The sequence below is a fragment of the Zhongshania sp. genome (assembly GCF_041623545.1).
GTDB lineage: Bacteria > Pseudomonadota > Gammaproteobacteria > Pseudomonadales > Spongiibacteraceae > Spongiibacter.
Map to the genome: position 1 here is coordinate 1 of NZ_JBFJWS010000043.1, position 17,412 is coordinate 17,412.

The following is a 17,412-nucleotide window of genomic DNA, read 5'->3' on the forward strand; positions in this document are numbered from 1 at the left end:
CGACTACGAGGGCACGGGAATCGGTTTGGCTATTTGTCGGCGGATAATGGATGAATGTGAGGGTCGAATAGAAATCCACAGCGAACAGGGCAATGGCTGTGAGATTCGCGTCTACTTGCCGGCCGCCGAATATTAATTATTGGTCGTCTGGTGTTTTTGCCGGTAGGTGAATTTTCGAGAAAATGTGTTCACTAGACCTCTGGTCGGTCTGCCATAGTGTATGTGCAAGTACGGCCGCAGTGCGGCGGCTGCGCTCAAGATGACGATTGAAGCGGCGGCAATGGCGACAAATCATCAGGTGCAGGCGAATATCGATGCGTTTCCAGCTGTGGTGCTGAGCATCGAGATGATCGCTGGCAAGATCGGTAAACTGCTTGCAGTTCAGCATTCGCCGGTCTCCTGATAGTGGTTGATTGTGGCCATCAGTCGCAGCCTAGCGCGGTGCAATAGCACTCGCACATTTGCCTCGCTAATGATTAAAGTCTCAGCAATTTCGCTCAATGCAATTTGCTCGACATCCCGCAATAAAAATACCGCTTTTTGATTCTCCGGTAACACCGTTAATGTGTGTTCGATGCACTGGCGCAGCTGGTCTTCCTGTAACATCAGTTCTGGGGTATTGATGTCCCAGTGCGATGGCGGGTTGCTCCAGTGCCCGCTGCTGTTAAAGTTGTCGGGATCGACACTTTGCACAACCTCGTCAATATCCCCGTAACTACTATGGCGCTTCTCGCGGCGCAGTCGTGACTTTGCTTCGTTGCTCACGATTTGAATCATCCATGTCGACAAGCTAGAGCGCCCCTCAAATTTGGCAATGGCCTTATAAATTGATGCCCATGCCTCTTGCGTAACGTCCTCTGCAAATACGTCGCCGGCGATCGCCCGAGCGATGATGAGCAATTTGCCGTGATAAGCGCTGATCAGTAATTTAAAGGCGCTATTGTCTCCAGACTGCAGGCGCGCAATAAATTTAGGATCATTGATGAACTGTGACACGGAGACTTCCAAACCCGGATTATGCCACTAGTGTCACTGATCTCGCTGTGTTCGCGCAAGTAAGCCATCACATTTTCTCTATAGAGCCCTGCTTAGCTTTTCGCTTGTGGGCAAAACCGGCGCGCAAATATACAGCCTAGCCAGTAATCTGCGCTGACATAGCGACCCCCACCCAAGGCAATTAATGCCAAAAGCATCAATAAATACGTCGCGGCGAACTCAATGCCATTGTTGAGCACGACAATATTGCCGCTTGAGGTAAGCCAATCGTAATTGCCATGGGTCTCAAGGAGGGATCGAGCGGCAGCGAGCTTGTCAGCCGACTCTGCAACTCTCGCATTGGCGAAGGGCGCGCTGTTATCTGCTATGGCCTGCCAGCCAAATTGCCAATGCACGCTAATAGCAGCAACAACCATGGTGATGGACAGGGGAATGGCAATCCAACGAGTAGCGAGGCCAAGCAGTAACAGGGCGGCGCCGAGCACTTCTGTCGCGGTCGCCAAGAAGGCCAGTGCGGCGGGGAAAGGTAGGCCCAGTCCCCAATCGTTATTGCCGAACCATTCGGCGGTCGCCGCGAAGTTCGCCATCTTTGTGCTACCGGCCATCCAGAAAACGGGCACTAAATAAAGTCGCAGGCCCAGCGCTGGCAGGCCGTCGATACCTGTTATGCATTGGCCGAGCTTATTTTGCCAGTGGTGTATGTGGCGGAAAAAATCCAGCATGAAAATTACTCCGTAAAGGGAGGCAATGCAGTGCTTGCCTATTCGCTGGCGATGAGACGCAGAACACCCAAACTTGTTACAAAAAAGAATACTGATTTATTTGTGCTCGCTTTGTAACGCTTAGCGACGAGACTCCTCTAATGGTGAGTGTCGTCATCTGACGACCAATTGAAAACTTCATTTATACAAGGTGACAAGAACATGAAAAAAACTGCAATGACTGCGTTCAGTGCTGCAATGCTTGCTTCATCAATGGCTTCTGTTGCAGTAGCCGATACCAATCCCTTTGCCGCCAAGGTAATGAGCAGCGGCTACCAGTTGAATAATGACGCCAAAGTCGCTGAAGGCAAGTGTGGAGAGGGTAAGTGCGGTGGCGATAAAGCCGTGAAAGAAGCCCAGTGCGGTGCTGACAAAGCGGCCAAAGAAGGTAAGTGTGGCGAAGGTAAGTGCGGTGGCGATAAAGCCGCGAAAGAAGCCAAATGCGGCGCTGACAAGGCGGCGAAAGAAGGCAAGTGTGGCGAAGCTAAGTGCGGCGCTAAAAAGTAATTATGTTGTCATCGCCTACTCCCTAGTCGCCTGACGGGCTGGGGAGCAGGCTATTTTTAGTATGGGCAATCGCGCTGGCCTATTGGTCGCAGCCTCTTTATAGTGTGCCAGCTCACCTCGCGACTGCGGCGAGGCACTATTGAGACCTGGCTTTGTTCAATATTTCTGTATCTAAAAAACAACTGCTTACGGGCTTGGCGCTGTCCTTGCTGACGGTGCTATTGTCGAGCACGGTGGCGGCAGTGGGCAAGCATGTCTCGCAAGAAGTTCATGTTTCCAGCATTGTGATGGTGCAATACGGTATTAGCTTTTTGTTTGCGCTGCCTTCAATAATGCGTGCAGGTCGAGGCAGTTTGAGGACACGCCGTCCGGGTTTACATATTATTCGGGGGCTAAGCGGTTGTGCGTGCTTCTATCTTTTTTACCTCGCGCTTAGTCGCATATCCTTGGTGGAGGCAACACTCTTGCGGGTTTCAGCCCCCTTAATGGTGCCGCTCGTCATCTATATGTGGTTCAAACAAGGTGTTAGTCGTCATGCATGGCCCCCATTGATTATCGGTTTTCTCGGGGTGGTTTTGGTCTTAAAACCTGGCTTTAGTGGTTTTAGTGTTTGGCATGTGATGGCACTGTTATCGGCTCTGGGCTTTGCTGTTTCGATGGTGAGTACTCGAGAATTAATGCAGAGCGAGCCGCAAAATCGTATTTTGTTCTATTATTTTTTAATTTCAGTCATCGTCACCCTGCCGTTTTTCTGCTGGCATTACCAGCCAATTCCAATCACAGCGTGGCCGGGCTTAGTGTATATGGGCGTGGTAATTTACCTTGGTTTTGTTCTCTACACGTCGGTCTACCGCTATATTTCAGCCGCGGTGTCGGCACCGATTAATTATTTTGCGGTTGTCTTCAGTGGCCTTATAGATTGGCTGGTCTGGGATCATATTCCAGACCAGCTCACGCTGCTTGGCATTGTCTTTGTGGTTATTGGCGGGGTTCTGGTATTGCGCAGCCCGCCCGAGCCCGAAGGTCGCACTTAAGGTTTTCGTTTACGAGGGGTAAAGTGGCGAGAGTGCAGGGCTTGTTATTTTTACGTTGGCATTTGCTCTACATTTTTTTACGGCGTCAAGCAGCGCTTTGGTGTCAATGACGTCACTGTGCCCGCCGAACAGTTGGGCATCGAGCGCGTGGCAATAGACTCGGAGTTCATCGGCACACATAGCCAGCTGACTTAGACTTAATGGCCGTTGATAATAACACTGCCCCCAGTGTATGAGTGCAGCGCGTAGACTCGACGCATCGCCGCCAGTCTGTATGCATTTTTTGAGTTTGCTAAAGGCGGTTGCTTCGCTGCCGCTGTGTGGTGTGGTCGCTTTACTTGGGGTCTCGGTTTTACGAGCGCGGTACCAGGCTGCCGCAAAGCCAATATTACTTAGGCTGAGCGCGCTTATAATTATCCATAGCAGCGGGCTGGTGGGGGCATAGTCTGCCATGGCTGATTGTGTTGAGGACTCCGCTGCTAGCGGAAGTGTAGCGTTTTGGGTCGTCTCGGTCAGTGGCGTGGATGCGCCAATTAGCGGCGGTGCTGAGACCGTGAATCGACGCTCCGGCAGTATAGCGACCTCGGCTTTGTTGGTGACGGTGTTCCACCATGGTATGCGCACTTCGGGCAAAATAAACTCGCCGGCTTTGGTTGGAATAATGGCCATTGACTCACTGCGGATGCCGCTCCACTTCGATTGCTCATCGGCTTTTTCAATCTTGGCTTGATCGGGATAGATTTTGGCATTGTCGAGTTTGTAGCTCGGCAGTGCAGGTAACTGCGAGCCTAGTAAGCCAACAGCCTGTACATTGACTGTGCGGGTAATGGAGTCGCCAATTTGAATGTCATCGAGATCATTGCTCCAACTTTCTGTTAAGACAAGTTCTTTGGCTGGCAGCCATACCGCGCCCTTAAACTCGGCCGGCGGCGGCTGAATACGTAGGCGATGTTCTTGACTACGTTTAACTACCAAACGACCGGGGTCGAGCATCGATGGGCGATAGCCTTCAACCCGTGCCTGCAGGGTCAGCGCTGGAATCGTCAGTTCTCCACTCGTTTGCGGGTAAATGGAATAGCGACGTTCAATGACTTGGTAATAGCGGCCGTCGACCAAGGTTTGATAGCGCTGCTCGCCAGTGGCTTCTACCACGGCGTCGTCGACCTCGGGGGCCTCCAACGAGGCGTCGAGAAAATTGATTGAGGTAAATATTTTTACCGTGTACTGCAGTTCGGCTTGAACATAGGCTGTGCGTGGGGTGACGTCGGACTCTAAGTAGACGCTATCGCCATTGCTACCGCGGGATTGATTGCTAGCTTTGTCGACTGTAATCGTTAACGCGCGGGTCTGATATTTGCCCATGGGAATGGCTGGAATGGTTAAATTACCTTCGCGCTTTGGCGCGAGGGTGTAGTCCCACTGGCGGCTGCTGTTCACCTTGCCATTTATGATATTGGTGCGGCTACTTTGTTGGCGGCTGATAACGTGGAAATCCTTTTCGAGGGCGCTGACATCGGGCTCGCCAGTAAATAAGATCGTGTCCGCGACCAGTGACAGAATAAATGTCTCTTCACTCGAAATGTGGCTGCGATCGACACTTGCACGCACATTGGTTTCGGCTGTAGCAGCGGCTGTCCAGCCGAGTAAATACAATATTAAAAGACTGAAGGTGGCAGTCTTTAGTGGCGGAAAACCAAGTGTGCGAAAGTTCATATTCTTGCCTATTGGGCGCTGGGTTCGGGCAAATATGCCGCAATTAATAAGGCGCATAATCCTCCCTCTCGATCTGCTTGCCACGCTGCTGGCGTTGCTGCTGTTGATATTGAAATTTATTGCGTAACAGATTGCCGGGATTGTCTGGAATTTGCCGCAACAGTAGTTCCCGGGATTGGTCTTCCTCACTGAGAGGCTGCTGGCTCTCCGCAACGTTGGCTGGTGTAGTGCTTTCCTCGTGATTGGCTTCGCCGTCGGTTGTTGGTGCTGGCTTTTGTTCGGCCGCTTGCTTGGCGTAATCCTCCGCTAATTTAGCGTCACGTTGTTCAGCCTCCTGCGTTTCCTTTTGTTCAGCATTATTTTCAGCTTTATCCTGTGACGAAGTGTTTTCCTGATCTTGATTGCCTGGCTTTTCCTTGTCTTGGGCTTTTTCCCCTTCACTGCCTTGGCTTTGCTGTTCTTGGTTAGACGGGTCTTGCTGTTGCCCGTCTTGGCTTTCTTGATTTTGCTGGTCCGATGACTGGGATTGCTGATCCTTGTTTTGATCTCCTTCGCCAGATTGATTTTGCTCCTGCTGTTCTTGCTGCTTTTTTAGTTGCTCAACAATTTTCTTATTGCGCTGGGCATCACTTAGCTCGGGATCTTGAGTCAGGGCTTGCTCATATGCGGCAATGGCCTCGTCTAATTTTCCGGCCTTAGCTAAAGCATTGCCACGGTTATACGCTGCATCACTGCCTGGAAGCTTCGCGTAGCTTTCGGCAGCAGCGGTATAATCGCCGGCGCGATACTGGGCGCTAGCCTTCCACGCGGGGTCATTAAAGTGTTCCGCTGCAGCGGCGGGGTCGCTCTCAAATAAGGCGGCACCGCGTTGATCTGGGGTTTGCCACAGCGAGTCGAAGTCTATGGCGTGGGCCTGCTGGGGCTGACCGACTACGAGTAGGGGCAGTAGTAGGCTTGGCAGCCAGTTGCGCCGAAAACCGAGTAGCGCAATCGGGAGCAGCAATAATACCAGCCACGCGCCAGCATCTACCCATTGATCAAAGTGGCGGTCAGAAAAGGCACTGGATTTATCTTGGGCATTTTCAGCCAAGGTCGCAGCGTCGGGATTCAGGGCGCGAATATCGCTGTCGTCTAAGCTCAGCTCGCGATACACGCCGCCGCCTGTGCTGGCTAGTGCCTTTAATTCACTGCTGCTAAGGGCGGGCACAATAATATTGCCGCTATTGTCTTTGGCAAAGCCGCCGTCGGGCAGGGGGATCGGCGCACCGTCGCGGCTGCCTACCGCGAGTACTGATAGGGTGTAGGGGCTATCCTTGAGAAAGTTTGTTAAACCTTTTAATTGCGAAGCGTTAACGCCGTCGGATATCAGCAATATTCTGCCGTCGCCGCCGCTTTGGTCTAATAGGTCTTTAGCCAGTATTAAACCTGCTAAGGGGTTGCTACCGGTCTGGGGCATCATTCCTGGATGCAAGCCAGGAATCAGTGTGAGTAAGGTATTGATGTCGTCGGTCAGTGGTGCAACCACAAAGGCGTCGGCAGCAAATACCACCAAGCCAGTTTGGCCGTCTTGGCGCAGTTGTAATAAATCCCGGAGTTTAAAGCGGGCTTGGCGAATACGTGACGGCTGAATATCCTCGGCCAACATCGAGGGTGATAAATCCAATACCACTACGAGGCCGTCACTGTTTTTGTAGAGCGGGGTGGGCGCTTGCTGCCAAGCCGGACCAAGCAAGGCCAGCCATGCGAGTAGCGCGGCGAAGAGTGAGAGTGCGATCGAGCGCGCGGGCTTGTCGGTGCGTTGGCCGTCAAGTAAGTAGGGCAGCAGACTAGGATCGATATGTTTGTGCCAAGCGCCCTGTTGGCGACTTTGCTTGGCAAGTAATAGTGCGGCGATGAGCAGTGGAATGATTGTCCACAGCAAGTCTGGGCGAATCCAGTGTAGGCTTGGCAGATTCATTGCGTGGCCTCATTTTTGTTGCTTGGCGTGTTGCCGCGCATGACCAAGCTTGGCAGTGCGCGGCTGAGCCCAAGTATCAGCCAAAGTGCAGCGGCGGCGAGGAGTGGCCAATGTAGCAGTGAGCGTTCAGGCCTGAGCATTTCCTGCTCTTGCTCCACGGGTTCCAATGCCGCGATGGCCGCGTAGGCCGCCTGAAGTTCGGCTGGGTTGCGAGCGCGGTAATACGCGCCGCCGGTACTGTCGGCAATACTTTGCAAAGTACCCTCGTCTAGGTCTGCGGAGGGGTTTACGGTGCGGGCGCCAAAGTTGCTGCCGAATATGCCGGGGACGCGCATCTCGGTGGCGCCAACGCCTATGGTGTAGATTTTAATATTTTCCGCGGCGGCTAATTTACTGGCTTCAAGGGGTTTTAAGTTGCTGGCGGTGTCAGCGCCGTCGGTGAGTAAAACCACTACGCGGCTGTTTTCGGGGCGATCCCGCAGCCGTTTAATTGCAAAACCAATGGCGTCTCCGATAGCCGTTTGTTTACCGGCAAAGCCGACTTGGGCCTCGTTCATCAAGGTATTAACCGTGTCGAGATCAAAGGTCAGCGGTGACTGAATATAGGGCTGTGAGCCAAATAGTATTAGGCCGAGCTTGTCGCCACGGCGTTGCTCAACAAATTGATTTACTACCGCTTTGACGACAGCAAGGCGGGGTAGAGCTTCGCCTTGGATAATCATGTCTTCTTGGGACATCGAACCGGATATATCGACGGCCAGCATTAAGTCTCGGCCATTGGTGGGCATGGCAACGGCGTCGCCAATCCAGATCGGTCTAGCGCCGGCCGCAAGCAGGGCCAACCACAGCAAGCTCATTAAAAGTAAATTGAATTTATTACCGCTTACAACTGGGGTGTTTTGTTCACCACTTAAGCTGCGCAACTGGGCAAAGAACGGAACTCTAAGCGCGGCGACGCTGCTGTTACTCCGAGCTTTTGACAGCCAGCGTACAAGTACGGGCAGAGGGAGTAGCAGAAAAAGGAATGGCCACTGAAATTCAAACATAATGACTCCGGTGCCGTTTGATCCACAGTCGCGCCTGCACCAATAACTGTTGGCGATCTAGCGCTGGTGCCTGTGCTTGATAGGCCGCGGCGGTCAGTGCGTCGAGCTGGGGTTGATTAAAAGCGGGTTTATCGCCACAGCTATTTAATAGAAATGCTTGCCACTGCGCGCCGCTGAGACCGGCTACGGATGAGGTATTGCTTGATCGAGCGTGAATGGCTACCCGGCGCAGTAATTGATTGAGCTCACGGGCAAACTCGGCGTCATCGGTAATGCCCTGTAGCGTCGTCAATTCCATTTTTGCGGCGCGGCGGTAGGCGGTGCGCTTGCGGTAGCGCCACCACAACCAGAACGATAGCGCGGCAAGGCTAACTGTCAAAACCAATAATGCCCACCAGCCCGGTGCCCAAGGAAAATTGGCTACCGGTGGTGGCAAATGAATATCCGCGAGCTGGTCTAGTGGATTGGCGCCGATGGCTGATTGACTTGGGCTGGGAGTATTCATAGTGGCATTGTCATGACAGGCTTCATTTGCCCATCATGCCCCGTTGCAAAAGATCAAAAAATGGCGCATCGGTGGTGAGTGCAATGTGATGAATGCCGGCGCGGCGAAAACTCGCTTTTAAGGCGAGCTGCCGCTGCTCATGACGGTCGTGAAATTGTTGGCGGATACCGGCACTAAGCATTAGCTGTAGTCGCTCTCGGCCATTGCTCACTGGGTACATGCCAGATAGCGGTAGGTTCTCTTCCAGCGGGTCGCCAATCGAAATAGCGATGACATCGTTGTGTCTTGCGATTAAATGCAGTTGGCGCTCGGCGTCTTGATCAAAGCCATTGAAATCGCTGAGTACATATACCGTGGAACCTGGCCGAGTGATGCGCCGCAACTCTTCAAAGGCCTTGGCGAGGCTTTCCGGCGGGGTAATGCTGTCGCCTGAGTATGCTGGTTTTTCGGCTAGCTGCCGGTTGTAGTCGGCGGCCGTGTGTATGAAATTCAGCACCGCGCGGTGGCTGCGTCGGGGCCGAACTTCGCGGTGTTCGCTGTCGGTAAATACCAAGCCACCAACACGGTCATTATTGTCTAGGCCTGCCCAGGCGAGGGTGGCCGCAACGTGGCAGGCCAGTACCGATTTAAAACAGTGGCGACTACCAAAAAACATGGCATTGCGCTGATCGAGACAGAGCACTACTGGGCGCTCTTTCTCCTCTTCAAAAATTTTAGTGTGTGCTTTAGATGTACGTGCCGTGACTCGCCAGTCGATATGACGAATTTCGTCGCCGCCTTGATATTCACGCACATGGTGGAAGGCCAAACCGCGGCCCTTGACTGGCGAGGCGTGACTGCCGCTCTGTTTGGCAAAGTGACGCCGCCGAGGCGTGGCGCGCAATTGGGCACCGGCAAAACGGGTGTGGATCAGGGTTTGCTGATCCACAATAGCGCCCTGCACTGGCGCGCTAAAATTGCCCCGTGGCAAGCTGCTCATGCCACCGGCACCACCTGTAGAAGGCGGTCGATAATATGGTCTTTGCGAATGCCGTCGGCCTCGGCTTCGAAGCTGAGAATCAGGCGGTGACGTAGAACGTCGTGGGCAACCGCTTGCACATCGTCGGGGCTGACGTAGTCGCGGTCGTTGAGCCAAGCGTGAGCGCGGGCGCAGCGATCGAGGGCGATCGTCGCGCGAGGGCTGGCACCCACTTCTAGCCAGCCGGCTAACTCCACGTCGAGGCGAGCTGGTTCGCGGCTGGCAATGACCAGCTGAACCATGTATTCCTCAACGGCTTCGGCCATGTGCAAATTGAGTATTTGCTCCCGTGCCGCCAGCAAAATATCTTGGCTTAATGGCTCGGGTTGATGAACCTCACCTTTCGCTTCGGCGCGCACCCGGCGCAGTATCTCTAGCTCGGCAGCCGCGTCGGGGTAGGCGACGTTGACATGCATTAGAAAGCGGTCGAGCTGGGCTTCAGGAAGAGGGTAGGTGCCTTCTTGCTCTAAAGGGTTCTGGGTGGCCATAACCAGAAACAAGGGCGGCAGTTGTAAGGTGTTACTGCCGACACTGACTTGGCGCTCGGCCATGGCCTCTAATAGTGCAGATTGCACCTTGGCGGGGGCCCGGTTGATTTCGTCGGCGAGGACTAAGTTATGGAAAATTGGCCCGGGTTGAAATTCAAAGGCGCCAGTCTCGGGCCGGTAAATGTCACTGCCGGTGACATCTCCTGGCAATAGGTCTGGGGTGAACTGAATGCGCTGAAAGCTTGCGGCGATACCGTCTGAGAGGGTTTTTATAGCCTTGGTTTTGGCCAGCCCCGGCGCGCCTTCAACCAGTAAATGGCCGTCGGCCAAGAGCGCGATTAGCAGGCGGTCGACCAAGCTTTGCTGGCCAATAATTTGCGATGTTAGCCAATTACGTAACTGACCAATAGCGTTTTTTTCCGTCATTGAGGGCGGTCCCTTAGCGAGCGAGTTTTGTGTTGCCGATATGTGACACTAGAAATGGGGGTTTGATCATTTATTTCAAGGCTAAATTGCGATTAAGCCTGTGCGACTTGGCATTGAGCGGCTTGATCCAGCGCTGCAAAGGACTCTAGCAAGCAGTGGCGATAGAGCTCGGGCTCACGCAAGGTTTTGGGGCTGCTCAATACCGACAAGCTCAGTACGCCATTGTAGCTCATGGCAACATGGAATAAGCCTACGTGATCCATGATCAAGCCGAGGCCGAGCATGTCCACCAATTTGGCGTCGTTAAAATACAATGGTACCGGTGGTCCCGGCACATTACTGACAAAGGTGCAGGCGGGCATCGCGAGGCCGCCGGGCCAGTAAGCGAGCGCCGACAAAGTGCGCAGCGCAGCCGCTTCTAGACTGCTTGGTAACACTCGGAAAATATTGCTTAAGGTACTGCGCCCAATATTGTCACTGAGTTTTTTAGCGGCGTTAGCGGCGTCGCGCACCGCCACTAAGCGTTGCAGCGGATCTTCGATATCGGTGCGCAGATTGCCAATCAACATACTAATGGCGTTACCGCAGCTATCGTGGTCCTTGCTACGTACATTCACTGGGACAAGGGATGCCAGTGAGTTTGTTGGTAGTTGATCGAGTTTAATTAAATAGCTACGCAGGGCACCGCCGACAACACAAAGAATGACGTGGTTGACCGTTGTGCGAGGGAATAATCGGCGAATAGCGCGCAGTCGTGTGAAGTCAAAGCGGGCCACCATCACCTGCCGCTGGCCGTCGATACGGGCATTAAAGGGCGACTTTTGCCAGCTGAGAGGCGGGGCGTGATCTGTTGGCACTTCTTGTAATTCTCGACGTAGCTTGGGTATCAATTGCCGGGCCTGAGTAAAAAGCTGCTGAGGTTTGCGCAGATTGTTGAAATAGGCGTTGCGGGTGACCGCCCATTTCGAGGGCGGTGCCTCGCCCTGCCAAGGATCAGTGACGGCCACGGGTTTAAACGCTTGGGGCTCGACGCCATGTAATGCGGCGAGGATATCGGTGCCGGAGACGCCGTCCAGCGCGGCATGGTGCACCTTCATATAAATTCCAAAACTGCCCTTGGCATAGTGGGGGAGTTTGTCGAGCCCGTGAATGACGTGGGCCTCCCACAGGGGGCGCTGCATGGCTATTGGCTCGGCGTGGAGCTGGGCGATAAAACTGTGAAACTCGGACTCGCTGGTCTTACGTGGTAGATCGTGACTGTGAATGTGATTGTCGAGTTGAAAGTCTTTGTCTTCCAGCCAGTACGGTTGATCGAGGTTATAGGGCACGGTTAATAGGCGTCGCCGAAAGACCGGGGATACTGACAAGCGCTGCTGGATACTGCTGCGAATCTCCTGCAAGCGGAATTTTTTGTGCTTGGTAGTTTGCGGGGTATATACCATAAGTGCGGCGATATGCATGGGCGCATGTTGGCGCTCATTGTGGGCGAAGAGGGCATCGAGGCCATTGAGCTGCTGCATTGCGAATCCATCCATTATTGTGTGAACACGTCTTGTTTTTGCACAAGCGCGTATAACAAGCTTACAGACAGAAAGTGACGGCGTTATTGCGGTGCTGGCGCGGCAAGTGCCGTCACTAACTAGTGCTTAAGTGACAGCAATAAACAGGCCACGTTCAATGACGAGAGGACTTAAGCTCGGTGGCTGATCACTCTAATAGAGACATCCGCGCTGAGCGCGAGTTGTTCTAGCTTGGCGGCTCGCTCCCGTCCAGCTTTGCTGGCGCGGTAGAGGTGGGGTGTCATAATCAGTAGCTGTTCAAATAATTCGGCGCTCAATACGGGGGTGGTAAATTGCAGTGAGCGTTCACTACTAAGCTGCCACTCATTGCTAATGCCAGCGCTAAGACTGGAAGGTGGGGAGCGTTTAACGTCCTCGTAAATTTGTTGGCGTAGTTCGATTAAATGCTCTGGTCCGGGGTCGACCATAATGATGTGGCCTCCAGCTTTGACAACCCGCTGGAACTCGCTAAAGACTGGAAAGCCAAAGGTGCACAGCAAAATGTCCTGGCTATTGTCGGGCAAGGGGATTTGTCTATTGCTGGCCACCAAACCATTGAGGCCGACATTGCGGCTGCGGGTGGCGCGCACGGCCCATTTGGAAATGTCTAAACCGGTAGCGGTAAGCGCAAGTTCTGGTCTGGCAGCGAGTAAGCTGTTGCACACGGTATTGAGGTAGTAGCCTTCGCCACAGCCTGCATCGAGAATGCTCAGCGCGCTGTTTTTGGTACTCAGCTCGCCAACTTTTTCTGCCAATGCGTGGCCGAGTGGCGCGTAGGCGCCGCTATCTAAAAACTGACGGCGAGCCTGAATCATCACTTGGCTGTCGCCGGGGTCCAGAGATTTTTTGTTTTGCACTGGGAGTAGATTGACATAGCCTTGCTTGGCGATATCAAAACAGTGATTGTTGCTGCAACGCCAAGTTTTAGCGTCGCGATGTAATGGGTATTGGTCCAGCGGGCAGAGCATGGTTTCTAAGGCAAGGAGCGGCATGGCTGGTCCATTTTTGATAGGGCGATAAAAATTGCTGCGGTGGATTGCCCGCTATTATGCCACTTTGACTGCAAAGCCGAGGCGATATTTTTTAGTCTGCTGCAACGGCTCGGGTCTGGCACCAGGCACGCAAGGCGTCGAGTTGTTCGCTCATGGTCACGGATAGCGGCACCGTGGCGTCGATTTCGGCAATAATATGGGCCGTGCATAAATCTTCATTGCGCGCATTCGCCGAGTAGCGTGCCGCGACAATGGCCTGCTCAATTTCGGCGCCAGTGAAACCGCCACTGGCCGCGCTCAGCTCGGCACAGCGAAAATTGCTCAGTGGGTAGCCGCGTTTCTCAAGGTGGATGGCAAAAATTTGCTGGCGGACTGCCTCGGAAGGTAAGTCGACAAAGAATACTTCGTCGAGGCGGCCCTTGCGAATCAGTTCCGGGGGCAGGCGCTGAATTTTATTGGCGGTGGCAACAATGAAAACGGCTTTTTGGTGTTCGGCCATCCAGGTGAGCAAGGTTGCTAGTATTCGCTTTGATGTGCCGCCGTCGTGGTCGTCACTGCCGATGCCTTTTTCGATTTCGTCTATCCACAGCACGCAAGGCGCCATGGTTTCGGCAAGCTTTAAGGCCTCGCGCACGTTGCGCTCAGATTCGCCAAAAAATTTATTGTAGAGCGCGCCCATGTCCATGCGCAGCAAAGGCATGCCCCATAGGCCGGCAACGGCTTTGGCGGCTAAACTCTTGCCGCCGCCCTGCACGCCCACTAGCATAATGCCTTTGGGAGAGTCTGCGCCGCCCTGTTGAAAGGCGAGTTCGCGCTTACTTAGCCAATCTTTGAATTTGTTCAGGCCGCCGACATTCGCAAAGTTCTCCGTGTCGTATTCAAAGCTCAGGACGCCGTCCATATCCAGTAATTCAAACTTGGCTTTATTTACGTCACTGAGGTCGGAGTGGGTGATTGCACCATCTTGGAAAATGGCGCCTCTGGCGAGCTTGCGGGCGTCATCGAGGGACAGTCCGCGCAAATTGCTGATGAGTTTGTCGAGGGCGTCTCGGTCCGTTTTAACTTTACGGCCTGTTGTGTCGCTGAAGCGTTGTGCCTCTTTGTAAATGGCGGCGCGGAGCTTGTGATCTTCAGGCATTGATAAGCTGAAGCGGGCGCTGTGGCGTTTGAACTCGCTGGGAATGCTAAAGGCGTGACTAATAAAAATAAGAATTTTACCGCTGTCTTCCGCCTGCATGGCAATTTCTTTGATCAGACGGATATTGCGGGGTTCGTCATTGAGGTAGGGATGAAAATCACAGAGTGCGTATATTCCCGCACTGCCGCTGCTGCGAATATGTTTTAGCACCGCCTCTGGTTCGGCGGTAAGGGGCTGGTTGGCGGCTTGGTCGAAATCAGCGCGGCGCAGGCCGTCGCTTACCGACCAAGCAAAAACCGGTAGGCCCTGTTGAATACCGAGTTTGGTGAGGAGCGTCAAGGCGCGGCGCTCCTCCCAGGTTTCAATGATAATCACGGGAGTCCGCGATTCGATAATCAGGCGCAGATCGTGACTGTCATTCATGCCCTGGTGCTACTCCGTGTACGTTTAGTGTGCCGTACTTTTGCTTGGCGCTGCTTTACTGTTGAGGGTGGCGGCCTTTAACTCATCAAAGGAAGCTTGCAAACACTCGGAATAAAACTCGGGGTCTGGCAGCATTTTACGGCAGGCTGTAAAGGAGATAGAGATGGTGCCGACCTTGTTAACCACCGAGCTGTAAACAATATGAAACAAGCCGACATTGGGCAAGAGAGGGCCAAAGTTCATGCCGTCGACCATCTTGGCGCCACAAAAATACAACTGTTTTGTGGGGCCGGGCACATTGGTGACCACGGTATTAAAGATGACAGCTGATTCGGTTAAGCCGGTGGACGAAGCGGCACGCAGTGCCAGCGATAACATGCCACCGGGGACGACATCAGTCACGTTTACCGCGACCCGAGGGCCGAGGGCTTCGGCGTAAGCTTTGCTGCTCATGGACGCGTCGTGAATCGCTGCCAGTCGCGCCTTGGGTTCGGCGATATCAGTGCGCAGTGATACGGTCATAAAGCCCACCATATTGCCGCCACCGCTGCGCTCGGCATCGCTGCGAACATCAATGGGGCAGCCGCTGACCAAGGTCTTTTCGGGGAGGGCTTGCTTGGCGCTCAGGTATTTACGCAGCGCGCCGGACACCACGCAGAGCATAGCGTCGTTGACTGTCGCCCCGGGTACTGCGTTTTTAATTGCGCGGATCTCTTCAAAGGCAAAAGGCACGGCGTCGCACACGCGGTGCGGGGATAGTTTACCTTGGAATAAGGTTTTTTGTTTGTCGTCGAGGCTGGCAAAATCCTGCTCTTTTTTGCCCCGGCGGATTCGCCGCCAGGCCGGGATTAAACTGCCGACGAGATTGATAGCTTGCTTGGGTTTTTTGAGGTTATTGCCAACGGCACGACTCAGCATATGCCAGTTATTGTATTGTTGGACAACTCTTTGGGGCGCTGCACTAGGTTCGATAATGTCTGGGCTGAGGTCGTGAAGCAGCGGAATAAATTGCGCACCACTGGCGCCGTCCATCGCGGCATGGTGAATTTTGATCATCACTGCGAAGCAGCCCTTGGGGAGGCCGCGCACACTGTCTAGACCCTCAATTACAATCATTTCCCACAGCGGCTTACTTAAATCCATGGGCCGCGCATGTAGGCGGGAGGCGAGAATGCAGAGTTGGCGCCAGTCGCCGGGCTGGGGCAGGGCAATGTGGTGGATGTGGCTTTCTACGTCGAGATTTTCGACGTCTTCCCAATAAGGCTGGTCAAGGCCAAGAGGTACGCGGCGCAGCCGGCGCTTGAAAATAGGGGAAAGATGGGCGCGGCTCTCAATTAACTGCAATATTTGTTTAAAGCGGACCAAGCCGCCTTCGGCGGTTGATTGGTCGTAAATACTCAGCGCCCCGATGTGTTGGGGTATGCCGGTGGTTTCGGTGTGGATGAACATTGCGTCCTGACCGGAGAGCTGCTGCATATTATTCCCTTTTTGTGTAGGTGACTGCCAGCCTATAAGAGTCTGGGGATTCAGGCAATCATTGGGTTGGTATTGGGGCGGAGCTGCGTTCGCGCTGCTGCATTAGCCAGAGGTGGGCGTATTGCCCTTGTTGAGCTAATAAGGACTCGTGATTGCCCTGCTCAACGATTTCACCTTGATCCAGTACTAAAATGTGATCAGCATCGACTACGGTTGATAGGCGGTGGGCGATCACCAGCATGGTGTGCTCCCGGGCAATGTCTTTTATCGCTTCTAAAATGAGTCGTTCCGAGGCGCTGTCTAAGGACGAGGTGGCCTCATCAAAGATCATAATCGGCGACTTTTTCAGTAGCGCCCGGGCAATGGCAACCCGCTGCTTTTCACCGCCAGACAGTTTTAAACCGCGCTCTCCGACTAAGGTATCGACGCCCTTGGGAAGTCTGGCGATAAACTCGCTGAGATGGGCCATACGGATAGCTTCATAAATATCCTCGTCGCTGGCGTCGATGCGGCCGTAGCGGATGTTCTCGAGTATCGACATATTAAACAGCACGGTGTCTTGGGGCACGATGCCCAGCGCGCCGCGCAGCGAGGCTTGGCTGACTGACTTAATATCTTGGCCATCGATGAGAATGCGGCCACTGCTGGCGTCATAGAAGCGAAATAATAATTTAAGCAAGGTCGATTTACCCGCGCCGCTGCTGCCGACAATGGCGACTTTTTGCTTGGCCGCCACTTTAAAACTGATGTTATTAAGGATGGGGCGATCACTGTGATATTGAAAGTTAAGGTTTTCAACTTCGATGCAGCCATCCTGTAATTGTAAACTTGGCGCTTCTGTCGTGTCATTAATCGTTGGGCGTTGGCGAAGTAACGCGAACATGGCTTCGATATTGGCCATGGAGCCCTTCATTTCGCGATAGACAAAGCCGAGGAAATTAAGGGGCATAAAAATTTGCATCATAAAGGCGTTTATCAGCACAAAATCCCCTAAGGTCATTTTTTCTGCCAAGACCTGGCTGGCAGCAAGGATCATGGCAGCGGTCATGGCTGCGGCAATAATAAAGGCCTGGCCGCCGTTAAGGGCAAACAGGCTGAGGCGATTTTGACGGCGGGCGACTTCCCAGCCAGCGAGCTCCTCGTCGTAGCGCTGGGCCTCATAGTGCTCGTTACCGAAATATTTTACCGTTTCAAAATTGAGTAAGCTGTCGACTGCTCTGCTACTGCTGCGAGACTCCGCCTCATTGGCGCGGCGGATATAGGCGGTGCGGCGCTCGGTGGCATAAATTGAAAATGCCACATAGCAAGCCACCGCAATGACGACAATTAAGGCAAACCAGATACTGTAGCGCCAGCCCAACAAAACGACGACG

Annotated in this window: 17 protein-coding genes; 3 read left to right on the forward strand and 14 right to left on the reverse strand. The window is 53.5% G+C overall.

Annotation, left to right across the window (positions count from 1 at the left end; translation table 11 throughout):
- On the forward strand, positions 1–136 hold a 136-nt coding region (locus ABYT30_RS06995), incomplete at its 5' end, for an ATP-binding protein (RefSeq protein ID WP_373095766.1).
- Here the strand turns inward: ABYT30_RS06995 and ABYT30_RS07000 are convergent.
- From ABYT30_RS07000 to ABYT30_RS07010, 3 genes are all read right to left on the reverse strand, one after another.
- Positions 137–388, reverse strand: coding sequence for a hypothetical protein (locus tag ABYT30_RS07000; protein ID WP_373095748.1), 252 nt, complete (start codon positions 386–388; stop codon positions 137–139).
- On the reverse strand, positions 382–996 hold the full coding sequence (locus tag ABYT30_RS07005) for an RNA polymerase sigma factor (protein WP_373095750.1): 615 nt from the start codon (positions 994–996) through the stop codon (positions 382–384). The genes ABYT30_RS07000 and ABYT30_RS07005 overlap by 7 nt, the downstream gene beginning before the upstream one ends.
- Positions 997–1,088: 92 nt before the next feature.
- Entirely contained in the window at positions 1,089–1,718 is a 630-nt protein-coding gene (locus ABYT30_RS07010) for a DoxX family protein (protein WP_373095752.1), read from the reverse strand.
- Positions 1,719–1,919: 201 nt separating this feature from the next.
- Between ABYT30_RS07010 and ABYT30_RS07015 the strand changes: the two genes are divergently transcribed.
- Both ABYT30_RS07015 and ABYT30_RS07020 read left to right on the forward strand, forming a co-directional pair.
- Positions 1,920–2,264 carry a hypothetical protein gene (locus ABYT30_RS07015; protein ID WP_373095754.1) on the forward strand — a complete coding sequence of 115 codons (345 nt, stop codon included), beginning with the start codon at positions 1,920–1,922 and terminating at the stop codon, positions 2,262–2,264.
- Positions 2,265–2,416: 152 nt separating this feature from the next.
- Positions 2,417–3,298: a DMT family transporter gene (locus ABYT30_RS07020; RefSeq protein WP_373080080.1), complete on the forward strand. Its 882-nt coding sequence runs from the start codon at positions 2,417–2,419 to the stop codon at positions 3,296–3,298.
- A gap of 9 nt (positions 3,299–3,307) precedes the next feature.
- Here the strand turns inward: ABYT30_RS07020 and ABYT30_RS07025 are convergent, their stop codons facing one another.
- The 11 genes from ABYT30_RS07025 to ABYT30_RS07075 form a co-directional block, all read right to left on the reverse strand.
- Positions 3,308–5,011, reverse strand: a complete 1,704-nt coding sequence (locus ABYT30_RS07025; protein ID WP_373095755.1) for a BatD family protein — start codon at positions 5,009–5,011, stop codon at positions 3,308–3,310.
- Between the two features lie 43 nt (positions 5,012–5,054).
- Entirely contained in the window at positions 5,055–6,968 is a 1,914-nt protein-coding gene (locus ABYT30_RS07030) for a VWA domain-containing protein (protein ID WP_373095757.1), read from the reverse strand.
- Positions 6,965–8,014: a VWA domain-containing protein gene (locus tag ABYT30_RS07035; RefSeq protein WP_373095758.1), complete on the reverse strand. Its 1,050-nt coding sequence runs from the start codon at positions 8,012–8,014 to the stop codon at positions 6,965–6,967. The genes ABYT30_RS07030 and ABYT30_RS07035 overlap by 4 nt, the downstream gene beginning before the upstream one ends.
- Complete coding sequence (locus ABYT30_RS07040) at positions 8,007–8,519, reverse strand: DUF4381 domain-containing protein (RefSeq protein WP_373095760.1); 513 nt, start codon at positions 8,517–8,519, stop codon at positions 8,007–8,009. The genes ABYT30_RS07035 and ABYT30_RS07040 overlap by 8 nt, the downstream gene beginning before the upstream one ends.
- Before the next feature lie 22 nt (positions 8,520–8,541).
- A complete protein-coding gene (locus tag ABYT30_RS07045; RefSeq protein WP_373080094.1) occupies positions 8,542–9,498 on the reverse strand; it encodes a DUF58 domain-containing protein in 957 nt (318 codons plus the stop codon).
- Positions 9,495–10,451, reverse strand: coding sequence for an AAA family ATPase (locus ABYT30_RS07050; protein ID WP_373080097.1), 957 nt, complete (start codon positions 10,449–10,451; stop codon positions 9,495–9,497). Before ABYT30_RS07050 ends, ABYT30_RS07045 begins: the two co-directional genes overlap by 4 nt.
- A 92-nt stretch (positions 10,452–10,543) precedes the next feature.
- Positions 10,544–11,971 (reverse strand): wax ester/triacylglycerol synthase family O-acyltransferase, encoded by a 1,428-nt coding sequence (locus tag ABYT30_RS07055; RefSeq protein ID WP_373095762.1) that lies wholly within the window; start codon positions 11,969–11,971, stop codon positions 10,544–10,546.
- Between the two features lie 170 nt (positions 11,972–12,141).
- Positions 12,142–13,002, reverse strand: coding sequence for a putative RNA methyltransferase (locus tag ABYT30_RS07060; protein WP_373080103.1), 861 nt, complete (start codon positions 13,000–13,002; stop codon positions 12,142–12,144).
- 91 nt (positions 13,003–13,093) lie between these two features.
- On the reverse strand, positions 13,094–14,563 hold the full coding sequence (locus ABYT30_RS07065; RefSeq protein ID WP_373080106.1) for an AAA family ATPase: 1,470 nt from the start codon (positions 14,561–14,563) through the stop codon (positions 13,094–13,096).
- Positions 14,564–14,587: 24 nt separating this feature from the next.
- Positions 14,588–16,039, reverse strand: a complete 1,452-nt coding sequence (locus tag ABYT30_RS07070) for a wax ester/triacylglycerol synthase family O-acyltransferase (protein ID WP_373080109.1) — start codon at positions 16,037–16,039, stop codon at positions 14,588–14,590.
- 58 nt (positions 16,040–16,097) lie between these two features.
- Positions 16,098–17,412: ABC transporter ATP-binding protein/permease (locus ABYT30_RS07075; RefSeq protein ID WP_373095764.1), on the reverse strand; the 1,315-nt coding region annotated here is incomplete at its 5' end.